The organism is Streptomyces regalis, from assembly GCF_001509475.1.
Lineage (GTDB): Bacteria > Actinomycetota > Actinomycetes > Streptomycetales > Streptomycetaceae > Streptomyces > Streptomyces regalis.
In genome coordinates, this window is the sequence record NZ_LLZG01000412.1 from 1 (window position 1) to 18,311 (window position 18,311).

Here is an 18,311-nt window from a genome sequence, read left to right on the forward strand (position 1 = left end):
CGGTCAGCTTGCGGTGGCTGCGGTCGTCGTCGCGCTGTACCAGCTGCGCAACGTGGCGGTCGAGCGCCGCTTCCCGAGCCATCACCTGGTGCGCACCTTCCTGGTGATCGGCCTGCTCGGGCCGGGCATCTACATGATCTTCCCGGTGGTCGGACCGGTCTTCGCCTACGGCCCGGGCGCCTCCGGCACCGGCGGAGTGCACTGGGCGACGGCCAACCTGTGGCCGGACGTGCCGCCACCGCTCAACACCCCGTACCCGATGCCGTACGACCAGATCACCCCGCGCAACTGCATGCCCAGCCTGCACACGGCGTGGGCTGTCGCGATCTTCATTCACTCCCGCAGGGCCCCCCGGGTTCTGCGGTTCGCGGGCACGTTCTGGCTGATTGCCACGCTCGCTGCGACGCTGGGATTCGGCTACCACTACGGCGTGGATCTCGTCGCCGGCGTGGTGTTCGCGCTCACCATCGAGGCAGCGCTGCGCTCGCTCGACCGCGGCTGGGACCGGCCAGGAATCCAGGTGGTCGCTTACGGCGCCACGGTCTTCGCCGCGCTCTTGGTGTCGTACCGCTATCTGCCGATGGAGATGGCAAGAAATCCGGAGATATTCGGGCCACTTCTCATTCTGGCAATGGCCTCAGTGGTTTATGGGTACGCACGGACCGCCAAACTACGGGAACCGACGGTCACACCAACGCGGCAACCGGAACCGCAACCTGAATCACTTTGAGCCACGTTGCATTACTGAGGTTGAAAGCGATGCCGTCGAGCCCCGGGAGGGACTCGCCCTCTACGCCGGGAGGAAAGACAACTGCCCCCGATCGGGATGGAGTCCTGCGGCAACAAGATCAAGGCAGCCGCGTACCGCGCCCGCAAGAAGACCGCACCCGCAGCCCCCCCAACTGACCCGCCCGTGCTGCCGGCCGTGGTGTCGGCCCGAGGCGGTCAGGTCCGTACCGCCGGCTCGACTGCCGTCGCTGCGAGCTGCTGCTGCCATGAGCGCATCGGCTCCTGCACGATCGCCCGTGCACCGGGGCGGGACCGTCCGACCTGTAGGAACAGTGACCCCAAGGGGCAGTGGTCGCCTTGGCGTTCATAGCGTTCCACCCACCACGTCCCGCCACCGGCGCCAGGACTCCCACGAGTCCAGCCGCCCCAGGTGCGGCTGCTGGTCCTCCAGGACCCGGTCCGCTTCGAACCGGGCGACTGCCGGCAGCAGTTCGTCCTTGCCGTCGGGGAAGTAGTGGAAGAACTGGCTCTTGCTCGCACCCCGGCCGGCGGTGTCGGCACCCCGGACGCCGTCGCGCATGCCGTGGTCCGGCCGGCCGGCGACGAAGCGGCCTTCGTGCACGGAACGGTGGTGGCCGTCGACGGGGGCAGGACAGGGGCGTCCCGAGCAGCCCGCGCCGCCGGAGATCACGGATGTGCACTGTCCCTACGAGCGGCCGAAGTCGGTCAGCGCCTGAGGTGCTGAGGCATCGTCACAGCCACCGGATCCTCCGCGCCGCCCTGGTCACGACCGCCGCATAGCCGACGCCGACCGCGAGGGACGCGAACAGGGCGGTGAGCGGGAAGTCCTCCTGGAGGTAGGGGTAGACCTGGTAGTGCGTCAGGTAGATGTACAGGGAACCGCTCGCCAGGATGCCCGCCAGCGCGCTGACCGGTCCGATGCTGGGCAGGGTCGGCACCCAGATCAGCAGCCCCAGCCCGGCGATGACGAGGGCCGTGCGCAGAGGCTGGTCCTGGAACAGGCCGGGCAGGGTGAGCAGCAGCACGGCCGTGAGCAGGACCCGTTGCCGCACGGTGCCGGCCCGCGCGGCGGCCCACCCCAGCGTGAACAGCCAGAAGACCACGGAGGGGCTCAGCTGGGGGCGGGCGGATGCCAGGCCCAGCAGGTCGTAGCGGCCGACCAGGCCGACGGCCATGAGCGCCAGCGGCACCCCGAACACATACCGCCGCTCCAGCCGGTCCAGCAGCGGTACGGCCATGAGGGCGGCGAGGAAGACGAGGTAGTAGATCAGGGCCTCCACGAACCAGTAGGCCCAGTCGAAGCGGTCGTTCCCCTGGGAGAGCAGGCTGTTGAGCAGCACGGCGTTGGCCGGGTCGTAGAAGTCGGTCAGGACCACCGCGCCGGTGATCCACACCATGCTCGGTATCGCGATGCGGGCGATGCTGCGCCCCATGTGCCGTACGCGCTCGCGGCGTGCGGCGTCGGTCAGCTGGAAGCGGGCGAAGTTGTAGCCGGCGACACCGATGAGGATGTGGGCGAAGCCCTTGATGGTGAAGACCTGGACGTGTGAGCCGACGATGAGGACGATCCCGACCGCGCGCAGGGCGATGCCGGTCTCCAGGGTGCGGCGGGTCCGCCAGGCCTGTGGGGTGGACCAGGAGCGCAGCGCTCCGCGGACTCCCGGTGCGGGCCGGGCCCGACGCGGCTCCGGCCCGTCCTGTCCGTGAGTTCCTTCCCCCACGTGTGACGACATCGTCCGCAGTTCGCGGATCGTCCTCGTGTGCCAGTCGGTGGGCAGGTGGCCCAGCGCCTCCTCCAGGCGCAGGGACATCTCGACGTAGCAGAGGGAGTCGCCGCCCAGGCCGGAGAAGCTGCTGTCCTCGGTGACGTCGGTGCGGTCGAGGATCGCCGTGTAGAGAAGGAGGAGATCCTCACCGGTGCCGGGCGCCGCCTCCTGGTCCGGGCGCGTCAGGTGCCGTACGGCCTCGTAGTCGGGCTTTCCCGAGGCCAGGCGGGGGAGTTCGGCGAGCACGCGGACCCGTATCGCACGGGCCGGGAGCCCGCACGCCTTCGCGACCAGTCGCCGGATCCGCGCCTCGTCACCGGCGCCCTCGCGTGCGGCCACCGCCAGCGCCTCGCCGTCCCCCGCGCAGTACGCGGTGACCCCATGAGCAGCCAGCAGGCTCTCCACCTGCTGTGGGTCTATCCGCAGCCCGAGGATCTTCGCGAAGCGGCTGCGGCGGCCCACGATCTCGTACAGCCCGTCGGACGCGCGCCGGGCGAGGTCGCCGGTGTGCAGTTCCTCCACCGTCCGGCCCAGGGCGAGGTCGGCCGGGCTCTCCGCGTAACCGAGCATCACGTTCGGGCCCGAGTAGACCAGTTCGCCCACGTCCGGGCCATGGCCGTCGACCGGTTGCAGCCGGAAGGAGCCGCCGGGTATCGGCACACCGACGGCTTCGGGGCGCTCGGCGGCGAGATGCGGAGGGAGATAGGCCATGCGGGCCGTGGCCTCGGTCTGGCCGTACATCACGAAGAACTGCCGGCCGGAGCGGCGCCCCGACTCGGCGTAGCGCGCCACGCGTTCCGGTGCCAGGCGGCCCCCGGCCTGGGTGACGCGGCGCAGGTGCGGCAGCTCCATCCGCGCGAAGCCGATCCGGTCGAGCAGGTCGAACGTGTACGGCACCCCGGCGAGCGAGGTGCCGCGAGCGGCGCGGAACTCCTCCCAGAAGGCGGCCTCGGACACCGACCGTTCGGTGAGGATCAGGCCGGCGCCGCGCAGCAGGTGGCTGTGGATGACGGAGAGGCCGTAGCAGTAGTGCATGGGCAGCGTGGTGGCCGCGCGGTCGGTGTCGTCGATGCCGAGATACATGGCGATGGACTCGGCGTTCGCCTGAAGGTTCTCGTGGGACAGCCGCACCAGCTTGGGCGAGCCGGTCGAGCCGGAGGTGCTCAGCAGCAGGGCGAGGTCCGGGTGGAGGGTGTGGGCGCTGGAGGGGTGACGTTCGTCGAGGCTCCAGGTCCCGTCGGTGTGCGGGCGGGCCACGACGTCGGGGGCGTATGCCTCGGTCAGCGAGCGGATGGTGCTCTCGCTGTCGCCGGGGACGAGCAGGACGGGGTGGCCTGCCCAGAGGGCGGCCAGGTGCGTGACCAGCGCGTCGGTGCGGTTGGCGCCGGCCAGCAGCACCAGCCGCCGTACCGGCCCGAGGCGCTCGGCGGTGGCGGTCACCCGTTCGGCCAGTTCGCGATACGACAGATCCCCGTCCGGCGTGATGAGCGCGACGCGGTCCCCGTAGGCCGCGAGTGCACGCGTGAAGGGCACGGTTTTCGGCCATGGCGCTGGAGGCGACTTCGGGACGGTGGGTGCCGGGAGGGATCCGGAGAGGTGGATCACGGGGGCGCGCCCTTTCCGCGGCAACGTCCGCTGTTAGCACAGAACCCTTGACGGTTAGGTGAGCTTTACCTTATTCATAGCATGGTCATAATCAAGCCACAGGACAATCACAGATCGCTTCGCCCCAGGCGAGCCCCGTAGGAAGGCACACACCATGCGACGCCCCTCGGTTCGCCGGATCACTGCGCTGGTTGCGGCCGGCCTGTTGCTCCCCGCCCTCGCGGCGTGCGGCTCCGACGGCAAGGACAGCGGCGGCGAGGGCGGCGACTCCTCCCTCGTCATCTACTCCGGCCGCAACGAGAAGCTGGTCAAGCCCCTGCTGGACAAGCTGGAGAAGGCCGTCGGCAGCAAGGTCGAGGTGCGCTACGGCGACAGTGCGGAACTGGCCGCGCAGATCCTGGAGGAGGGCGACCGCACCAAGGCCGGGCTGTTCTTCTCGCAGGACGCGGGCGCGCTGGGAGCGCTGTCCAAGGAGGGCATGCTGCAGAAGCTGCCCGCGGCCACGCTCGACAAGGTCGACGAGGCGTACCGCGGCTCCGACGGCGACTGGGTCGGCCTGTCGGGGCGCGTCCGCGTCATCGCCTACAACCCGGACCAGGTAGCCGAGGACAAGGTCCCGGACAGCGTCTTCGACGTCGTCAAGCCGGAGTGGAAGGGCAAGGTCGGCTTCGCGCCCACCAACGCCTCCTTCCAGGCCTTCGTCACCGGCATGCGCGTGCTCAAGGGCGACGACGTCACCCGCAAGTGGCTTCAGGACCTGAAGGCGAACGGCGCCAAGACCTACGCCCACAACCTCGCCACCCTGGACGCCGTCGAGGCCGGCGAGGTCTCCCTCGGCCTGGTCAACCACTACTACTGGTACGAGCGCGTCGCCGAGAAGGGCGAGGACAACGTCGACTCCATGCTGCACTTCCTGCCCGGCGAGGACCCCGGCGCGCTGATCAACGTCGCCGGCGCCGGCATCCTCAAGGACAGCGGGCAGAGCGCGACCGCCCAGAAGGCCGTGGACTACCTGCTGTCGAAGGAGGCACAGACCTACTTCGCGGACACCACGAAGGAGTACCCGCTGGCCGCGGGCGTCACCAGCACCGTCGAGGACCTGCCGCCGTTCGACTCCCTGCAGTCCCCCGCCATCGACCTCGGCAAGCTGGAGTCCCTCCAGGAGACGCTGGCCATGCTCCAGGACGTCGGGCTGGTCTGACCCGTCGTGCCCACATCGCCATCCAGCTCGCGCCCGACCGGAGCCCCGGCCCCGGCCGGGCGCGAGCACGTGCGTGAGGCAAGCGGGGGCCGTACGTCGCGCAAGGCCCGCAGGCCCGATCGCCGGCCGCCCCTGATCCTGCTGGTCCCCGCCTGTGTCGCCGCCCTGTTCGCCCTGTTGCCCCTCGGCTACCTCGCCGTCCGCGCCCTGGAACGCGGCCCGGGCTTCGCCTGGGACGTCGTCGCCGACGAGCGCACGCTCGACCTCCTCGGCCGCAGCCTCGGCCTGACCGCCGTGGTCGTGGCGGCGTGCCTGGTACTGGGAGTCTCGCTGGCCTGGCTGACCGTGCGCACCGCACTGCCCGGGGCCCGCGCCTGGTCGGTGCTGGCCACGCTGCCGCTGGCGGTGCCGAGTTACGTGGCGGCGTTCGCCTGGCTGTCGGCCGAGCCGGGGCTGGCCGGCTTCGGCGGTGCCGCCCTCGCCCTGACGCTGGTCAGCTTCCCGTACGTCCATCTGCCGGTCGCCGCCGCGCTCCGGGGCATCGACCCGGCGCAGGAGGAGGCCGCGCGTTCCCTCGGCCACGGCCCGCTGCGGACGTTCGTCCGGGTCACGCTCCCGCAGCTGCGACCGGCGGCCGCGGGCGGGTCCCTGCTCGTCGCGCTGTATGTGCTCTCCGACTTCGGCGCGGTCTCCCTGATGCGCTACGACACCTTCACGCGGGCCATCCACACCTCCTACCGCGCCTCCTTCGACCGCACCCCGGCCGCCGCCCTCAGCGTCGTCCTGGTCGTCATGACCGTCGCCCTGGTCGCCGCCGAGGCCCGGACGCGCGGCCGCGCCGGGCACGCCAGAACCGGAACGGGCACCGCCCGCCCAGCGGTTCCGGTGGCCCTCGGCCGATGGCGCCCCCTCGCCCTGCTGTGGTGCGGGGCGGTCACGGCCGTCGCCGTGGCCTTCCCGCTGGGCACCCTCGGGTACTGGCTGGCCGTCGGCAGCTCGGCCACCTGGGACCTGGGCGGACTCGCGGAGACGGCTTGGGGCACGTTCGGGGTCGCGGCAGCGGGCGCGGGTCTCACGACACTCCTCGCCCTGCCGGTCGGGGTGATCGCCGCCCGGCACCGGGGCCGCGGCGCCCGCCTGCTGGAGCAGGCGGCGTACGCGGGCCACGCGCTGCCCGGCATCACGGTCGCCCTCGCGCTGGTGTTCTTCGCCGTGCGCTACGCCTACCCCCTCTACCAGCAACTCCCGCTGCTGGTCTGCGCGTACGCGGTCCTCTTCCTGCCGGTCGCGGTGGCCGCCACCCGCGCGGCCGTGCTCCAGGCACCGCCCGTCCTGGAGGACATGGCCCGCTCGCTCGGACGACGGCCGTGGCAGGTGCTGCGCGAGGTGACCGTCCCGCTGGCCGCACCCGGGGTAGCCGCCGGGGCCGCGCTCACCTTCGTGGTCTGTATGAAGGAACTCCCCGCGACCCTGCTGCTGCGCCCCACCGGCATGGACACCCTCGCCACCCGGCTGTGGACCGAGACCGGCGCCGGCTCCTTCGCGGCGGCCGCCCCCTACGCCGCCGCGCTGATCCTGCTGGCCGCCGTCCCCTCGTACCTCCTAGGCAGGCACCGGACATGAACGAACTGCACGTCGCAGGACTCACCAAGTCCTACGGAGCCGGAGAACCGGTCCTACGAGGCCTGGAACTCACCGTCCCGGCGGGCGCGTTGGCCGCCGTGCTCGGCCCCTCCGGCTGCGGCAAGACCACGATGCTGCGGATCGTCGCAGGGTTCCTGCGCGCCGACGCGGGCACGGTCCGGCTCGGCGACCGCCTGCTCGCCGGCCCAGGCGTCCACCTCCCGCCGGAGCGCCGCCGTATCGGCATCGTGCCCCAGGAGGGCGCCCTCTTCCCGCACCTGAGCGTGGCCCGCAACGTCGCCTTCGGACTGAGGGGCACCGACCGGGCCGAACGCCGTCGCCGTACCGAGGAGTTGCTGGACCTGGTAGGCCTTGCCGGATACGGCGACCGCATGCCGCACGAACTCTCCGGTGGCCAGCAACAGCGCGTCGCCCTGGCCCGGGCACTCGCCCCGCGCCCTCAACTCGTGCTCCTGGACGAGCCGTTCAACGCCCTCGACAGCGCGCTGCGGACGGGAGTGCGCTCCGACGTACGGGCCGCGCTGCGGGCAACGGGCGCCACGGCGGTCCTCGTCACCCACGACCAGCAGGAGGCCCTGTCCACGGCCGACCTCGTCGCCGTCGTACGGGACGGCCAGGTCGCCCAGTGCGCCACCCCACAGGACCTCTATCGCCGCCCCGCCGACCCCTGGATCGCGGACTTCGTCGGCGACGCCGTCATGCTCCCCGGCACCGTCGACAGCGACGGCACCGCCCGGACCGCTCTGGGCCCCGTTCCCCTCGCCACCCCGCCGGGCGACTTGCGCGCCGGCACGGTCCTGCTCCGCCCGGAGCAGCTCCGGCTGACGGACGCGGACTCCGAGGACGCGGTCAGGGGCACGGTCACCGACGTCCGCTACTACGGCCACGACGCCATGGTCACCGTGACCGTCGAGGGCCACGACACCCCGGTCGGCATCCGCGTCGCGGGTCTGCTCGCGGTCCGCCCCGGGGAGGAGACGGGCATCCGTGTCGTGGGGGAGGCGGGCTTCCACTCGTAGCAGCACCTGCCCGCTTTATCAGCCCACCGTTTCCTCAATCAGCTGTTCTTCGATCAGATTCGCGGCCCGACGGGTGCCGCCCTCGGCGCGCACCTCGGACCAGAGCCATGCCGAGCGCGTGGCGACCTGCGGGTCGCCGATGAGTTCCATCAGGGCGGTACGCAGCGTCTCCGCTGTGATCTCCGCGGTGTCGATCCGGCGGGCGACGCCCAGCTCGACGAGCCGGTCGGCGTGGAGGCACTGGTCGGGCCCGTTCGGTACCGCGATCAACGGCACGCCGGCGTACAGGCCCTCACCGCTGCTGCCCGCACTCGGGTGCGTCACCCATACGTCGGCCTGCTCGAGAATCGTCAACGGCCTCCCCCACGGCCGCACTTCGAAGTTGCGAGGAACCCGCTCGGCCGTATCGCTGCCGCGGTCCGTCTGCAGCACCACATGCCACCCGGGGAGATCCGCGAACGCCGCCACACACTGGCGGTAGAGCTCCTGCGGCCCGGCGTACGCCGAGCCGGCCAGCGACACCAGCAGCACCTTGTGCGCACCGGCCGGCCGCATCCAGCCGTCCTGCTCCTGGCCGGCGTTGAAGCACGGGCCGACAAACGTCACCGCCTCGGTGTCGACCCGGTCCGCATGTGGCTGCAGGACGCGCGGGATCATGGCCAGCACTCGCCGCGGGCGGCCGGTGAACTCCTCCACGTTCGTGGTCTTCGCACCGCACCGGATCAGCCAGGCAGCGAACCGCGCTCGGTATGCGGGTCCTCCGGGCAGTTGGGCGAATGCCGCGCCGATCTCCTCCTGGGCACCCTCCCAGGCCACATGGGTCGCAGACAGTTGGACGAAGCCGCGGCCCTGCGCCTCGGCCAGCGCCCGGCCCGCGTACGCGCCGGCATCGTAGAGGTACAGGTCTGCGGGATCGTCGTCGTACGCGGCGTGCAGCTGTGGCAGTACGGCCATCGCCTCGTCAAGGCAGAGGGAGGCGGACGCGATGGGATCCTGCGGCCAGTCGCGGTCGGCGACCGGAAGAGTGGACGTGATGCCGACCAACTCGGCGCCGGTGGGGGTGATCAGCTCGGCGACGGGGGCGGCGGTGGCGTATGTCACGCGATGACCGCGGGCCACCAGCTCACGGATGATCTCCAGGCTGGGCAGCACATGGCCGACCAGAGGCGTGCCGACCATGGCGATATGTGCAGGACGGGGCATAACCGGACTTCCTTGGGGATAGAGGTCTACGGCAGAGAAAACGCCGAGGAGCCCGGTGGGGAAACGCAGTCCTCGTACCGAGCCGCCCACACGTCGGCCGCCGGGGCCGCAACCCCGCCACGTCCAGGTGTCGGCCAATCACGGCAGCTACACCGACCGGTGGGCCTACACCACCACCCGCCTCCAGCGGCACTCCAAGCTGACCGCCAACGCGAGTTGACACCACAAGGCCGCCCGTAGGCGTTGGGGTTCACGCGGTGGACGGCCTCCGGGCTTCGACCAGGAGCGGTGCGGAGATCGCAACACGGTGGAGCGGGCCATCGGAAAGCTGAAGCAGTTCAGAGCCGTGGCTACCCGGTATGACAAACGCGGATACGTCTACCTCGGCACAGTCACCGCTGCCGCGCTCCTCATCTGGCTCCGATCGTGATCAGGGAGCCGGATCCGACGGCCCGACGATCGCCCGCAGTGCCGCAAGGTGCCCCTGGTAGGCCTCCCGGCCTCGCCGGGTCAGGTGGAGCCACACGCGCTGCCGGGTGTCGCGGACGGCCTTGCGCTGCCCGACGTAGCCGGCGTCCATCAGCACGGTGACGTGCTTGCTCAGCGCGGAGGCGGAGAGGGCGAGTTGCTTTTGGACCAGGCCGAACTCCGCCTCGCCCGTGGTGTCCAGGAGGGCGCAGATGCGCAGCCGGTTCGGGGCGTGGATGGTGGTGTCGAAACCCTCCAGAGGGTCGTGGGTTTCGGCGCTCACGCGGTCTTCCGGTGCAGCCGGACGAAGGCGAGGTGGAAGCCGACGGACGCGGCGGCACTGATCAGTGAGGCCGCGATCAGCCACACCGGCCATCCGGTGACGCGGAACGCGAACGCTGCCCCCACCAGCAGCACGGGCAGGCCGACCGCGAGCGGCACGGTCGCCCGCTTCGGCAGCACGTCGAACCGCAGCGCCACCCCGGTCTTGTTGCGCCAGGCCTTGGCCGCGACGGCGAAGAGCGCCCCGTACACCGCGGTGATCGCCAGCATGATGCCCATCCAGGCAGGGCTCGGCAGTAGCCAGTCCGAGTCGGTCATGGCGCCTCCGTAGGTGATCGGGAGCGCGGCAGCGTAGAGCGTGAGCGTAATGAAGAACCAGTTCGGCCACGGGGTGGCCGACAGTGCCGCGGCGGAGGCCCGGATGTGCTCGGTGTCGGCCAGCGCGGAACGGGCCTGCTCTGGCGTCGGTCGTACCCCGTTAGTTTCCATGACGGAAAGAGTAGCGGCCAGTTTCCAATACGGAAAGTGACAAGTTTCCAGTACGGCAAGTGACCGGCTCGCCCGCTTCAGTTCTGCGCCGCGGAAGTTCCGCCGATGAGTTTTCGGCGGTCGTGCGGTCTACCCGTAGTCCTGGAACTGGAAGTCCCCCGAGAGCGCGGGCTACGTACCCGCGCCCGCAGCTGCTCGCAGGTTGGCGAGGTTTCCGGATTCCTCCAGGCGGTGCGGGCCTTCCGGGATCGACACTTCGGCGTTGGTCCGGCGACGCGTCGCCCAGAAGCCGTCCGTGATGCGTGCGACGGAGGCGGGACGGTGGACCGCGGCCGAGTTCGCGCCAGGGGGGACCGGTCCGGTGGGTGGCGTGTGCAGCTGAGCCTCCGAAAGCGAGAAGGTGGAAAACGATTACCGCACGGTGGGGCGACTCCGTGCGCTGAGGTAAGAGAGGCGGCGGGGCGCCGGATTCCCCGCGTGAGGTTGACGAAACGGCCCATGGGAGAGGGGTACGGCTCGTCCCGGGTCGGTGGGTGAGTGAAAGTTTCAGGCATGTCCGGAGGCTTCCCTTCCGCTCCTTCTGTGCGTATCTTCCGGCCAAGTCGTGAAAGCGTTTACCACTCGGTGGCGTTCGGTGAGAAGCTCTTCGAGCGCACCTACACGACCGCGGACGACGCCCGCGTGGACAACGTGGCCATCGAGCTCGGCTTCCGTGGCTCGTCCGGCACGTTCCGCGTCGACGACGTAAGAGTGGAGGCGGTCGACTGACGCACTGACCCTCCCCGCACACCGAGCCGAGCCCCGGACCGCACCACGGCCCGGGGCTCGGCCCGTTCCGGCGCACCGCCGGGCCGGCGGACCTCTGGGCAACATGGTCGATCTCAAGGAGACCTACCTGCTGGGGCACTCGGCGGGAGTCGCCATGCTGCGGATCGCGAGCTCCAGGACCCACGGCGCGCCGCCCTCCTGCACGACCTGGGGCGCATCGCGAGTCTGCATCATGAACGACTGGACGGCAGCGGCTACCACCATGGGCTGTCGGCTGCCGGGATCACCATGACCGCCCGGATCCTCGCGGCCGCCGACACCTTCCAGGCGGCCACCCAGGATCGCCCTCCTCGGCACGTGCCTCCCGCGCCACTCGCGTACGGAGGGCTCCCACCTCTGCTCACCCGGGCTCGCCGGACCTCCTCTTGTTCCCCACGGCCCGAGAGGCACGTCGGCGTGCGTCGCAGCTGTCAGGCTGCCGAACTCGCCGTGGTTCGGGAGAGCGGTTTGATGTGGGCGAAGGCGCTGCGACCGTTCCAGGAAGGGAACGCCCGTACCAGCCAGGAGGGGCCGTGGAGTTGGATGCGCTGGTCGCGGACGGCGTCGGCCCAGGTCTGCTGCCCGGCGTGCCATTTGACGAAGGCTTCTGCCTCCGCCGTGATGTAGAGGTCCTCATCGAGGCCGGGGTACGTCTTGCAGATCTCGGTGTCTCCGTGTTCGATCAGCAGCCAGTACCGCTCGGGGCGCGGGCGGCCGGTGAAATCGAAGCGAATGACGATGCGCCGGTCCGGGAGCCGGTCTCGGCGGAGCATGTTGCACATCGACCACAGGGCCACAAAGGGATCGAGGTGCTCGGGGGCGATCTCGAGCCAGGCAGCACCCCACTCGCCGAGCGACACGCAGACCTTGAACAGGTCGTGCCCCGCGGGCGTGAGCTCGTAGTGGCTTCCGCGCCCGTCGGGCTTGGGTGCCGACCTGACGATGCCGAACCGTTCGAGCTGCTTGAGCCTCTGTGAGAGCAGGGTGCGGGAGAGCCCGGGGGCGCCCTCCAGGATCTCGCCAAAGCTTCCACAGCCCAGGTACAGGTTGCGGATGATCAACGGCGTCCAGCGCTCGGCGAAGATCTCGGCGCCGCGGGCGATCGGGCAGTACTGGCCGTAGCTCCGCACGCCATCAGTGTCGCACTCCTGCCGGGGCCCCTGAAGTCCAGATTCTTGACTTCACAGCCGCGGCCTCCAGAGGTGCGATGAGATCGACGCGCGGAAGATGAGGGAAGGACCTCCGAGCAAGTCGGCCACCCGAGTGAGGAGGCGACCGCCATGAAGATCGACGGGTTCCGGGGCCGGCTGATCACCGCTGACCACGCCGACTACGACACTGCCCGAGCCGTGTGGAACGGCGCCGTCGACCGGCGCCCCCGCCTGATCGCCCGATGCCTGGACACCGCCGACGCGGCCGCGGCCGTGCGGTTCGCCCGCGATCACGACCTGGAGATCGCCGTACGGGGCGGCGGCCACAACGTGGCCGGCACCGCGGTGTGCGACGACGGGATCGTCATCGACCTCTCGGCGATGCGGGCCGTGTCGGTCGACCCCGCCGACCGCACGGCCCGGGTCCAGGGCGGTGCCCTGTGGGCCGACGTCGACCACGAGACGCAGGCCCACGGGCTGGCCACCACCGGCGGCATCGTGAGCCACACCGGCGTCGCCGGGCTGACCCTCGGCGGCGGCATCGGCTTCCTCATGCGCAAACACGGGCTCGCCGTCGACAACCTGCTGACCGCCGAGGCGGTCACCGCCGACGGCAGCATCCTCCGCGCATCCGCCGACGACCACCCCGATCTGTACTGGGCGCTGCGAGGCGGTGGCGGCAACTTCGGCATTGTCACCCTGTTCCGGTTCGCGCTGCATCCCGTCGGCCCGACAGTCCTGGCCGGCCCCGTCTTCTGGGCGGCCGACGACACCGCCGACGTGCTGCGCTTCTACCGGGACTTCGCCGCCGCGGCACCCGACGAGCTCGGCACCGTGGTCAGGCTCGGGACCGTTCCCCCGTTGCCCGTCATCCCCGAGGAACTGCACTGGCGGCCCGCCGTCGCCGTGGTCTGCTGCTATGCGGGCCCGATCGCCGACGGCGAGCGCGCGGTGGAGGCCCTTCGCCGATTGGGGAGGCCTCTGGTGGATCTGCTCGCGCCGAAGCCGTACTCCGCCCACCAGAGCGCCACCGACGACACCACGCCCCACGGCTGGCACTACTACTGGAAGTCCACGGACCTCGCCGACCTGTCCGACGACACCATCTCCGTCATCGCCGAGCACGCCTACCGCGCCGGCTCGCCCCGGTCGTACGCGGTGATGTTCCACATGGGCGGCGCCGTCGGCCGAGTCGCCCACACCGCTACCGCTTACGCCGGCCGCGACGTGGCCCACAACATCAACATCGACGCCGTGTGGCTGCCCGGTGAGTCCGGCGAGCACGCCGCAGCCGAGACCGCGTGGGCGCGGCGGTTCCTCGATGTCCTCCAACCGCACCGCGCCAACAGCGTCTATGTCAACTTCCTGGATTCCGACGACGGCACCAGCCGTGTTCGAGAGGCGTACGGCGAGCACATCTATCAGCGTCTGGCCGAGGTCAAGGCCAAGTACGACCCCGGCAACACCTTCCAGCACAACAAGAACATTCACCCCGGCTGAGCAGGGCCGGCGACGACGTGCCGAGGAGTTTCAAGGAGCCCGACACCAGCCGGGTATGCCGCGGACTGTGAACCACCGCTGAGTCCACTGGGGCGGAACGGCCAAAGCGGGGCTTGGGACGCCGAAAGCCAGGCCTGCTCACAAGTCGCCCTTCGCGTACGCGACTTGGCCACAACTCGCTCCATCTGCGACCCAAGCCGATGGCCTGGGCATCACATGGAGCGGGTGACGAGAATCGAACTCGCGCTCTTAGCTTGGGAAGCGACGGCGCTTGGGCGGGCGCATGGTTGCTGACCTGCATGGATTCGCTGTGGCGATGCTGTTGCGCGAGCGTCATCGCACCACTGGTGACCGTGGTTGTCCGCTCTTACGGGCACGCTGTGGGCACGGCTTCGAAGAAGGCTGGGTAGAACGCCTGCACGAACGGGCTCTGTGCTTGGCTCGGCCATGTCGGAAGGGCGCTCGGTCCTAGCTCACTTGCCGGCTTCGGGGCCGTACCACCGGAGTGCCTGGCCGGTGACGGCGGCGATGCACTCGAAGTCGCGGTCGCGGTGGAGCAGGGTGAGTCCCTGCAGTTCGGCCGTGGCGGCGACCACGAGGTCTACGGCCCCGGCGCTGCGGTGCTGTCCGCGCTGAGTGAGGACGTCCTGGACCTGCCAGGCGCGGTCGTAGGCGCGGTCGTCGACCGCCACCCAGCCGAAGAGCAGGCGCATGTCCTCGATACCTTGGGCGCGGTCGGCGGCGGAACGTGCGCTGTAGAAGAACTCCAGCTCGGTGATGGGGCACGTGGCGATGAGCCCGGCTGCCGCTGCCTGGTCCCATCCGAACTGCTCGGCGTCGCCGCGCAGCAGGCGGGCGAGCGCGCTGGTGTCGATCAGGTATTGCGCGGCGTTCACCGGCGGTAGTTCCCCTTGTCCTCAAAGAGGTCCAGGTCAAAGGCACCCTCGGCGGCCGCGGCCCGCAGGCGGGTAAGTGCCAGAGCGCGCCGCCGGTTCTCCAGCACTTCGCGCAGTGCGGTGTTCACCGTCTCCTTCTTGGTGCTGGTACCGAGGGCCTTGGCCACTTCCGCGACCAGTTGATCGTCGAGGTCGATCACGGTTCGACTCATCGGCTACCTCCTTTGATATCAACTCCGCCATCCTTTATATCGTAGGTGATGCGTGGCGGGTTGGTCTATCGGAGCAGGGTGATCAGCCAGGCGTCGCGCGGACGAACTTTGCGATGACCGGGATGCGGAGCGGTCGCGCAGGTCTGCGAACCGGCCTGATCGGTCACTGGGCTTACCTCAGGCGCACCGCCCCGGTACACCTGATGCAGTCATACTCGTCGACTTCGCGCGGTGTCATCACGATGAGATGGAACGGCGGGCCTCGTAGCTGTCCAGGAAGTTGTACAGCCCGTCCGCCGTGAACTCGCACGCCCCGGCGCCGCTGGGTCGGCTCACCAGGTTTTCGCGGCCGCCAGCAGGCGCTCGCGGACGAGTGTCACGTGTGGGTTGGTGGAGCTGCCCGGGCGCTGGACGAGGTAGGAGGTGTTGATCGGCGGGTCCTCCGGCTGGTGCAGCAGACGGAGGACGCCGGAGGCGAGTTCGGTGCGGCACAGATAGCTGGGCAGGACGCTCCAGCCGGCGCCGACGGTGACGGCGGTGAGGACGCTGCGCAGGTCGGGGACGGTGATCGCGGCCTGGGCGTGCAGGCGGCGGTCGAAGACGTGGCGCCAGTAGCGGCGGGCGATGGGCAGATCCTCGGCGTAGGCGATCAGCGGAAGGCTCTCCAGGGCAGTGGGCAGCTCCTGCCCCTTGAGCCGTTCTGCCCATACCGGTGCGGCGACCAGGACGAACTCCTCGTCGCCGAGGAGTTCGGCGTGCAGCGTCCGGCCACGAGGCCGCCGGGTGGCGATGACGAGGTCGTGGTGCCCGGCCCGCAGTTCTTCGAGCAGTGATTCGGTCAGCCCGGTGGCCACCCGCAGCCGGACGCCCTGCGCGACCAGCTGGGCCAGCACCGTGAGGCCGAGAGTGCCGAGGAACTCCGCGGGTCCCGCCAGATGGACCGGCGCCACGGTGCTGCTCGGTTCCTCGCCGGTGATGACGGCCAACTGGTCGAGGGGCGCCGACAGCCGGGCGGCGAGTTCGTCCGCATGGGGCAGCGGAGTGACGCCTTGCGCCCGGCGTTCGAACAGCTCGCGGCCCAGGCGCCTCTCCAGTGCCCGGATGTGCGTGGTGACGGTGGACTGCGACAGGCTCAGCTGACGCGCCGCGGCGGTGAAGGAGCCCAGGCGGTGCACCGCGAGGAAGGTGCGCAGCAGATTCAGGTCCAGCGGACCGGACCCATGAATGTCGTGATCGCTCACGGCTTCGAGCCTACGAGGTAGGCAAGCCGGCCAGGTGCCGTATGTCCCCCGACCAGGCATCGGTTCTTCGATACCCGGTATCGGGCTCTTCATTGGCGCCGATACATCAACAGCTTTAGCTTCGAAACCACGGGCCGCCAGGAGACGAGGGAAAATGAGACAGAAAAAGATTCTTGCGGTCGTGACCAATCAGGCCACCTATGGGGCGAGCAAGCACCAGACCGGACTGTGGCTGGGTGAGCTCGTCCATTTCTACGACAAGGCGGTGAAGGCCGGTCACACGGTGGACGTGGTGAGCCCGGCGGGCGGCGAGGTGCCGCTCGACCCTCGTAGCCTCGGTCGCTTGTTCGTTGACCGGACGGTTCGCGGGTATCTCGACGACCAAGCCTTCATGGACACCCTGAAGGCCACCCCTTCCGTTGCCGACACAGATCCGGACGACTACTCCACGATCTTCTTCACGGGTGGTCACGGCACCATGTGGGACTTCCCCGACAGCGTCGACCTGCAGCGAACGGCCCAGGCCATCTACGCCGACGGCGGCATCGTCTCCTCGGTATGCCACGGCGCCTGCGCCCTCATCAACCTCCGCGACACCGACGGAAACCCCCTGGTGAGGAACCGCACCGTCACCGGCTTCGCGACGGTCGAGGAACGGCTGGCCGGCGTGAAGAGCAGGGTGCCGTTCCTCCTGGAGGACGAACTGCGCGCGAAGGGCGCCAAGTACGTGCGCTCCACCATCCCCATGACACCGCACGCCGTGCGCGACGGCCGCCTGATCACGGGACAGAACCCGGTGTCCACCAAGGCCGTCAGCGACCTGATCCTCGCCGCCTTGGCCGGCATCGAATGACGACCCAGCCAAACCCGGCTCTAGGAGACCGCACCATGTCGAAGATCCTTTTCGTGATGACCGGCGCCGACCACTGGACGCTCGCCGACGGCACCAAGCACCCGACCGGCTTCTGGGCCGAGGAGGCCGTGACCCCGTACCAGGCGTTCACCGCCGCCGGCCACGAGATCGTCGTCACCACGCCGGGCGGCGTCGTGCCGCCCCTGGACCAGGGAAGCCTGGCGCCGCAGTTCAACGGCGGCGAAGAGGGTGCGAAGAAGATGGCGGATACCATCGCCTCGATCAGCGAGATCCAGCACCCCATCAAGCTGCAGGACGTCGACCTCGACGACTACGCCGCCGTCTTCTACCCCGGTGGCCACGGCCCGATGGAGGACCTCGCCGTCGACGCCACCTCCGGCAAGCTCCTCGTCAACGCGCTCGCCTCGGGTAAGCCGCTCGGCGTGGTCTGCCACGCCCCGGCCGCCCTGCTGGCAGCCACCCGGTCCGACGGCGGCAATGCCTTCTCCGGCTACCGGCTGACCGGTTTCAGCAACGCCGAGGAGATCCAGAGCGGTCTGGCGGCGGGCGCCAAGTGGCTGCTCCAGGACCGCCTGGTCGAGATCGGCGCGGACTACCAGGAGGGCGAGCCGTGGGCCCCGAACGTGGTCGTCGACCGCAACCTGGTCACCGGTCAGAACCCCGCCTCCGCCGGACCCGCCGCAGCCGAAATGCTCAAGAAGCTGGCCTGACCCACGGCTTCGGGATGACCATCTCCGGCGAGTCCTGACTGGGCGGCGCGCCGAACAGGCGGGAGGTTCTGAACAAACCCCAGGCCACTGACCTGGGGTTTCATCGTGACGCGGGTGGCGAGAATCGAACTCGCGCTCTCAGCTTGGGAAGCGACGGCGCTCAAGCGACCGTATGCCTGCCGGCCTGGGTGGATGTCGTCCTGCCGGTGCGGTCGTGCGGCCTGGTCGCACCGCTGTTGACCGTGGTTGTCCGCTCTTACGGGCATGCTGTGGGCACGGGCAGCACCAGCAGCCGGGCCATGCGTGCGCGCGACCGTGTCTGTGACCCAGATCGACATCGACGATGACGCCCTGGAACGCGCCATGGCTCTGGCCAAGGTCAGGACCAAGAAGGAGGCGGTCAATCTCGCTCTGCACTTCTACGCCGAGCAGCAGGAGCGTGCGGCACGGATCAGCCGTCACTTCGAGCGGGCGCGTGAGTGAAGCACAGCCG

Annotated in this window: 17 protein-coding genes and 4 pseudogenes; 12 read left to right on the forward strand and 9 right to left on the reverse strand. The window is 70.0% G+C overall.

Annotated elements, in window-relative coordinates; all coding sequences use genetic code 11:
• Nucleotides 1–730, forward strand: a 730-nt coding sequence (locus tag ADL12_RS46535; protein ID WP_167364481.1) for a phosphatase PAP2 family protein, incomplete at its 5' end; no start/stop codon positions are given.
• A gap of 248 nt (nucleotides 731–978) precedes the next feature.
• Here ADL12_RS46535 and ADL12_RS46540 read toward each other — a convergent pair.
• A pseudogene (locus tag ADL12_RS46540) lies at nucleotides 979–1,279 on the reverse strand (TetR/AcrR family transcriptional regulator); the annotation flags it as partial.
• Here ADL12_RS46540 and ADL12_RS57545 point away from each other — a divergent pair.
• Nucleotides 1,265–1,393 (forward strand): annotated as a pseudogene (locus ADL12_RS57545) (short-chain dehydrogenase); the annotation flags it as partial. The pseudogenes ADL12_RS46540 and ADL12_RS57545 sit on opposite strands and share 15 nt — an antisense overlap.
• 88 nt (nucleotides 1,394–1,481) lie before the next feature.
• On the opposite strand, the gene ADL12_RS46545 reads toward ADL12_RS57545, so the two are convergent.
• On the reverse strand, nucleotides 1,482–4,049 hold the full coding sequence (locus tag ADL12_RS46545) for an AMP-binding protein (RefSeq protein ID WP_107120215.1): 2,568 nt from the start codon (nucleotides 4,047–4,049) through the stop codon (nucleotides 1,482–1,484).
• A 226-nt stretch (nucleotides 4,050–4,275) separates the two neighbouring features.
• Between ADL12_RS46545 and ADL12_RS46550 the strand changes: the two genes are divergently transcribed.
• From ADL12_RS46550 to ADL12_RS46560, 3 genes are all read left to right on the forward strand, one after another.
• Nucleotides 4,276–5,322 carry an iron ABC transporter substrate-binding protein gene (locus tag ADL12_RS46550; RefSeq protein ID WP_062714981.1) on the forward strand — a complete coding sequence of 349 codons (1,047 nt, stop codon included), beginning with the start codon at nucleotides 4,276–4,278 and terminating at the stop codon, nucleotides 5,320–5,322.
• Between the two features lie 69 nt (nucleotides 5,323–5,391).
• Nucleotides 5,392–6,945, forward strand: coding sequence for an ABC transporter permease (locus tag ADL12_RS46555; RefSeq protein ID WP_062714983.1), 1,554 nt, complete (start codon nucleotides 5,392–5,394; stop codon nucleotides 6,943–6,945).
• The gene (locus tag ADL12_RS46560; protein ID WP_062714985.1) at nucleotides 6,942–7,985 is read left to right on the forward strand and encodes an ABC transporter ATP-binding protein; all 1,044 of its coding nucleotides are present in this window, start codon (nucleotides 6,942–6,944) and stop codon (nucleotides 7,983–7,985) included. The genes ADL12_RS46555 and ADL12_RS46560 overlap by 4 nt, the downstream gene beginning before the upstream one ends.
• A gap of 18 nt (nucleotides 7,986–8,003) precedes the next feature.
• On the opposite strand, the gene ADL12_RS46565 is transcribed toward ADL12_RS46560, so the two are convergent.
• A complete protein-coding gene (locus ADL12_RS46565) occupies nucleotides 8,004–9,188 on the reverse strand; it encodes a macrolide family glycosyltransferase (protein WP_244188295.1) in 1,185 nt (394 codons plus the stop codon).
• A 226-nt stretch (nucleotides 9,189–9,414) separates the two neighbouring features.
• On the opposite strand from ADL12_RS46565, the pseudogene ADL12_RS53600 reads away from it, so the two are divergent.
• Nucleotides 9,415–9,618: pseudogene (locus ADL12_RS53600) on the forward strand (IS5/IS1182 family transposase); the annotation flags it as partial.
• Here the strand turns inward: ADL12_RS53600 and ADL12_RS46575 are convergent.
• Both ADL12_RS46575 and ADL12_RS46580 read right to left on the reverse strand, forming a co-directional pair.
• Entirely contained in the window at nucleotides 9,619–9,939 is a 321-nt protein-coding gene (locus tag ADL12_RS46575; protein ID WP_062714988.1) for a transcriptional regulator, read from the reverse strand. It abuts the pseudogene before it with no gap.
• Nucleotides 9,936–10,427, reverse strand: coding sequence for a hypothetical protein (locus ADL12_RS46580; RefSeq protein ID WP_062714990.1), 492 nt, complete (start codon nucleotides 10,425–10,427; stop codon nucleotides 9,936–9,938). Before ADL12_RS46580 ends, ADL12_RS46575 begins: the two co-directional genes overlap by 4 nt.
• 624 nt (nucleotides 10,428–11,051) lie before the next feature.
• Between ADL12_RS46580 and ADL12_RS54720 the strand changes: the two genes are divergently transcribed.
• The gene (locus tag ADL12_RS54720) at nucleotides 11,052–11,195 is read left to right on the forward strand and encodes a hypothetical protein (RefSeq protein ID WP_159053507.1); all 144 of its coding nucleotides are present in this window, start codon (nucleotides 11,052–11,054) and stop codon (nucleotides 11,193–11,195) included.
• A 240-nt stretch (nucleotides 11,196–11,435) separates the two neighbouring features.
• Nucleotides 11,436–11,489: pseudogene (locus ADL12_RS58235) on the forward strand (hypothetical protein); the annotation flags it as partial.
• Between the two features lie 176 nt (nucleotides 11,490–11,665).
• On the opposite strand, the gene ADL12_RS46585 reads toward ADL12_RS58235, so the two are convergent.
• Complete coding sequence (locus ADL12_RS46585) at nucleotides 11,666–12,364, reverse strand: winged helix-turn-helix transcriptional regulator (RefSeq protein WP_062714992.1); 699 nt, start codon at nucleotides 12,362–12,364, stop codon at nucleotides 11,666–11,668.
• A gap of 150 nt (nucleotides 12,365–12,514) precedes the next feature.
• Between ADL12_RS46585 and ADL12_RS46590 the strand changes: the two genes are divergently transcribed.
• Nucleotides 12,515–13,885 carry an FAD-binding oxidoreductase gene (locus ADL12_RS46590; protein ID WP_062714994.1) on the forward strand — a complete coding sequence of 457 codons (1,371 nt, stop codon included), beginning with the start codon at nucleotides 12,515–12,517 and terminating at the stop codon, nucleotides 13,883–13,885.
• Nucleotides 13,886–14,358: 473 nt separating this feature from the next.
• Here ADL12_RS46590 and ADL12_RS46595 read toward each other — a convergent pair whose 3' ends face one another.
• The 3 genes from ADL12_RS46595 to ADL12_RS46605 all read right to left on the reverse strand — a co-directional run bounded on the left by ADL12_RS46595 (nucleotide 14,359) and on the right by ADL12_RS46605 (nucleotide 16,234).
• Nucleotides 14,359–14,781 carry a PIN domain nuclease gene (locus ADL12_RS46595; RefSeq protein ID WP_062714996.1) on the reverse strand — a complete coding sequence of 141 codons (423 nt, stop codon included), beginning with the start codon at nucleotides 14,779–14,781 and terminating at the stop codon, nucleotides 14,359–14,361.
• Nucleotides 14,778–14,993 (reverse strand): type II toxin-antitoxin system VapB family antitoxin, encoded by a 216-nt coding sequence (locus tag ADL12_RS46600; RefSeq protein ID WP_062714997.1) that lies wholly within the window; start codon nucleotides 14,991–14,993, stop codon nucleotides 14,778–14,780. Before ADL12_RS46600 ends, ADL12_RS46595 begins: the two co-directional genes overlap by 4 nt.
• Before the next feature lie 332 nt (nucleotides 14,994–15,325).
• Nucleotides 15,326–16,234, reverse strand: coding sequence for a LysR family transcriptional regulator (locus tag ADL12_RS46605; protein ID WP_244188296.1), 909 nt, complete (start codon nucleotides 16,232–16,234; stop codon nucleotides 15,326–15,328).
• Nucleotides 16,235–16,415: 181 nt separating this feature from the next.
• Here ADL12_RS46605 and ADL12_RS46610 point away from each other — a divergent pair, with 181 nt between their 5' ends.
• The 3 genes from ADL12_RS46610 to ADL12_RS46620 all read left to right on the forward strand — a co-directional run bounded on the left by ADL12_RS46610 (nucleotide 16,416) and on the right by ADL12_RS46620 (nucleotide 18,301).
• On the forward strand, nucleotides 16,416–17,087 hold the full coding sequence (locus ADL12_RS46610) for a type 1 glutamine amidotransferase domain-containing protein (RefSeq protein WP_062714999.1): 672 nt from the start codon (nucleotides 16,416–16,418) through the stop codon (nucleotides 17,085–17,087).
• Between the two features lie 35 nt (nucleotides 17,088–17,122).
• Entirely contained in the window at nucleotides 17,123–17,818 is a 696-nt protein-coding gene (locus ADL12_RS46615) for a type 1 glutamine amidotransferase domain-containing protein (protein ID WP_062715001.1), read from the forward strand.
• Between the two features lie 315 nt (nucleotides 17,819–18,133).
• On the forward strand, nucleotides 18,134–18,301 hold the full coding sequence (locus ADL12_RS46620; RefSeq protein ID WP_208614767.1) for a type II toxin-antitoxin system VapB family antitoxin: 168 nt from the start codon (nucleotides 18,134–18,136) through the stop codon (nucleotides 18,299–18,301).
• Nucleotides 18,302–18,311 lie beyond the last annotated feature (10 nt).

Excerpts from the sequence above, each read along its gene's own strand:
- ADL12_RS46550 (WP_062714981.1), top strand. The coding sequence starts at position 4,276 with ATGCGACGCCCCTCGGTTCGCCGGATCACTGCGCTGGTTGCGGCCGGC.
- ADL12_RS46560 (WP_062714985.1), top strand. The coding sequence starts at position 6,942 with ATGAACGAACTGCACGTCGCAGGACTCACCAAGTCCTACGGAGCCGGA.
- ADL12_RS46565 (WP_244188295.1), bottom strand. The coding sequence starts at position 9,188 with ATGCCCCGTCCTGCACATATCGCCATGGTCGGCACGCCTCTGGTCGGC.
- ADL12_RS46580 (WP_062714990.1), bottom strand. The coding sequence starts at position 10,427 with ATGGAAACTAACGGGGTACGACCGACGCCAGAGCAGGCCCGTTCCGCG.
- ADL12_RS46590 (WP_062714994.1), top strand. The coding sequence starts at position 12,515 with ATGAAGATCGACGGGTTCCGGGGCCGGCTGATCACCGCTGACCACGCC.
- ADL12_RS46600 (WP_062714997.1), bottom strand. The coding sequence starts at position 14,993 with ATGAGTCGAACCGTGATCGACCTCGACGATCAACTGGTCGCGGAAGTG.
- ADL12_RS46615 (WP_062715001.1), top strand. The coding sequence starts at position 17,123 with ATGTCGAAGATCCTTTTCGTGATGACCGGCGCCGACCACTGGACGCTC.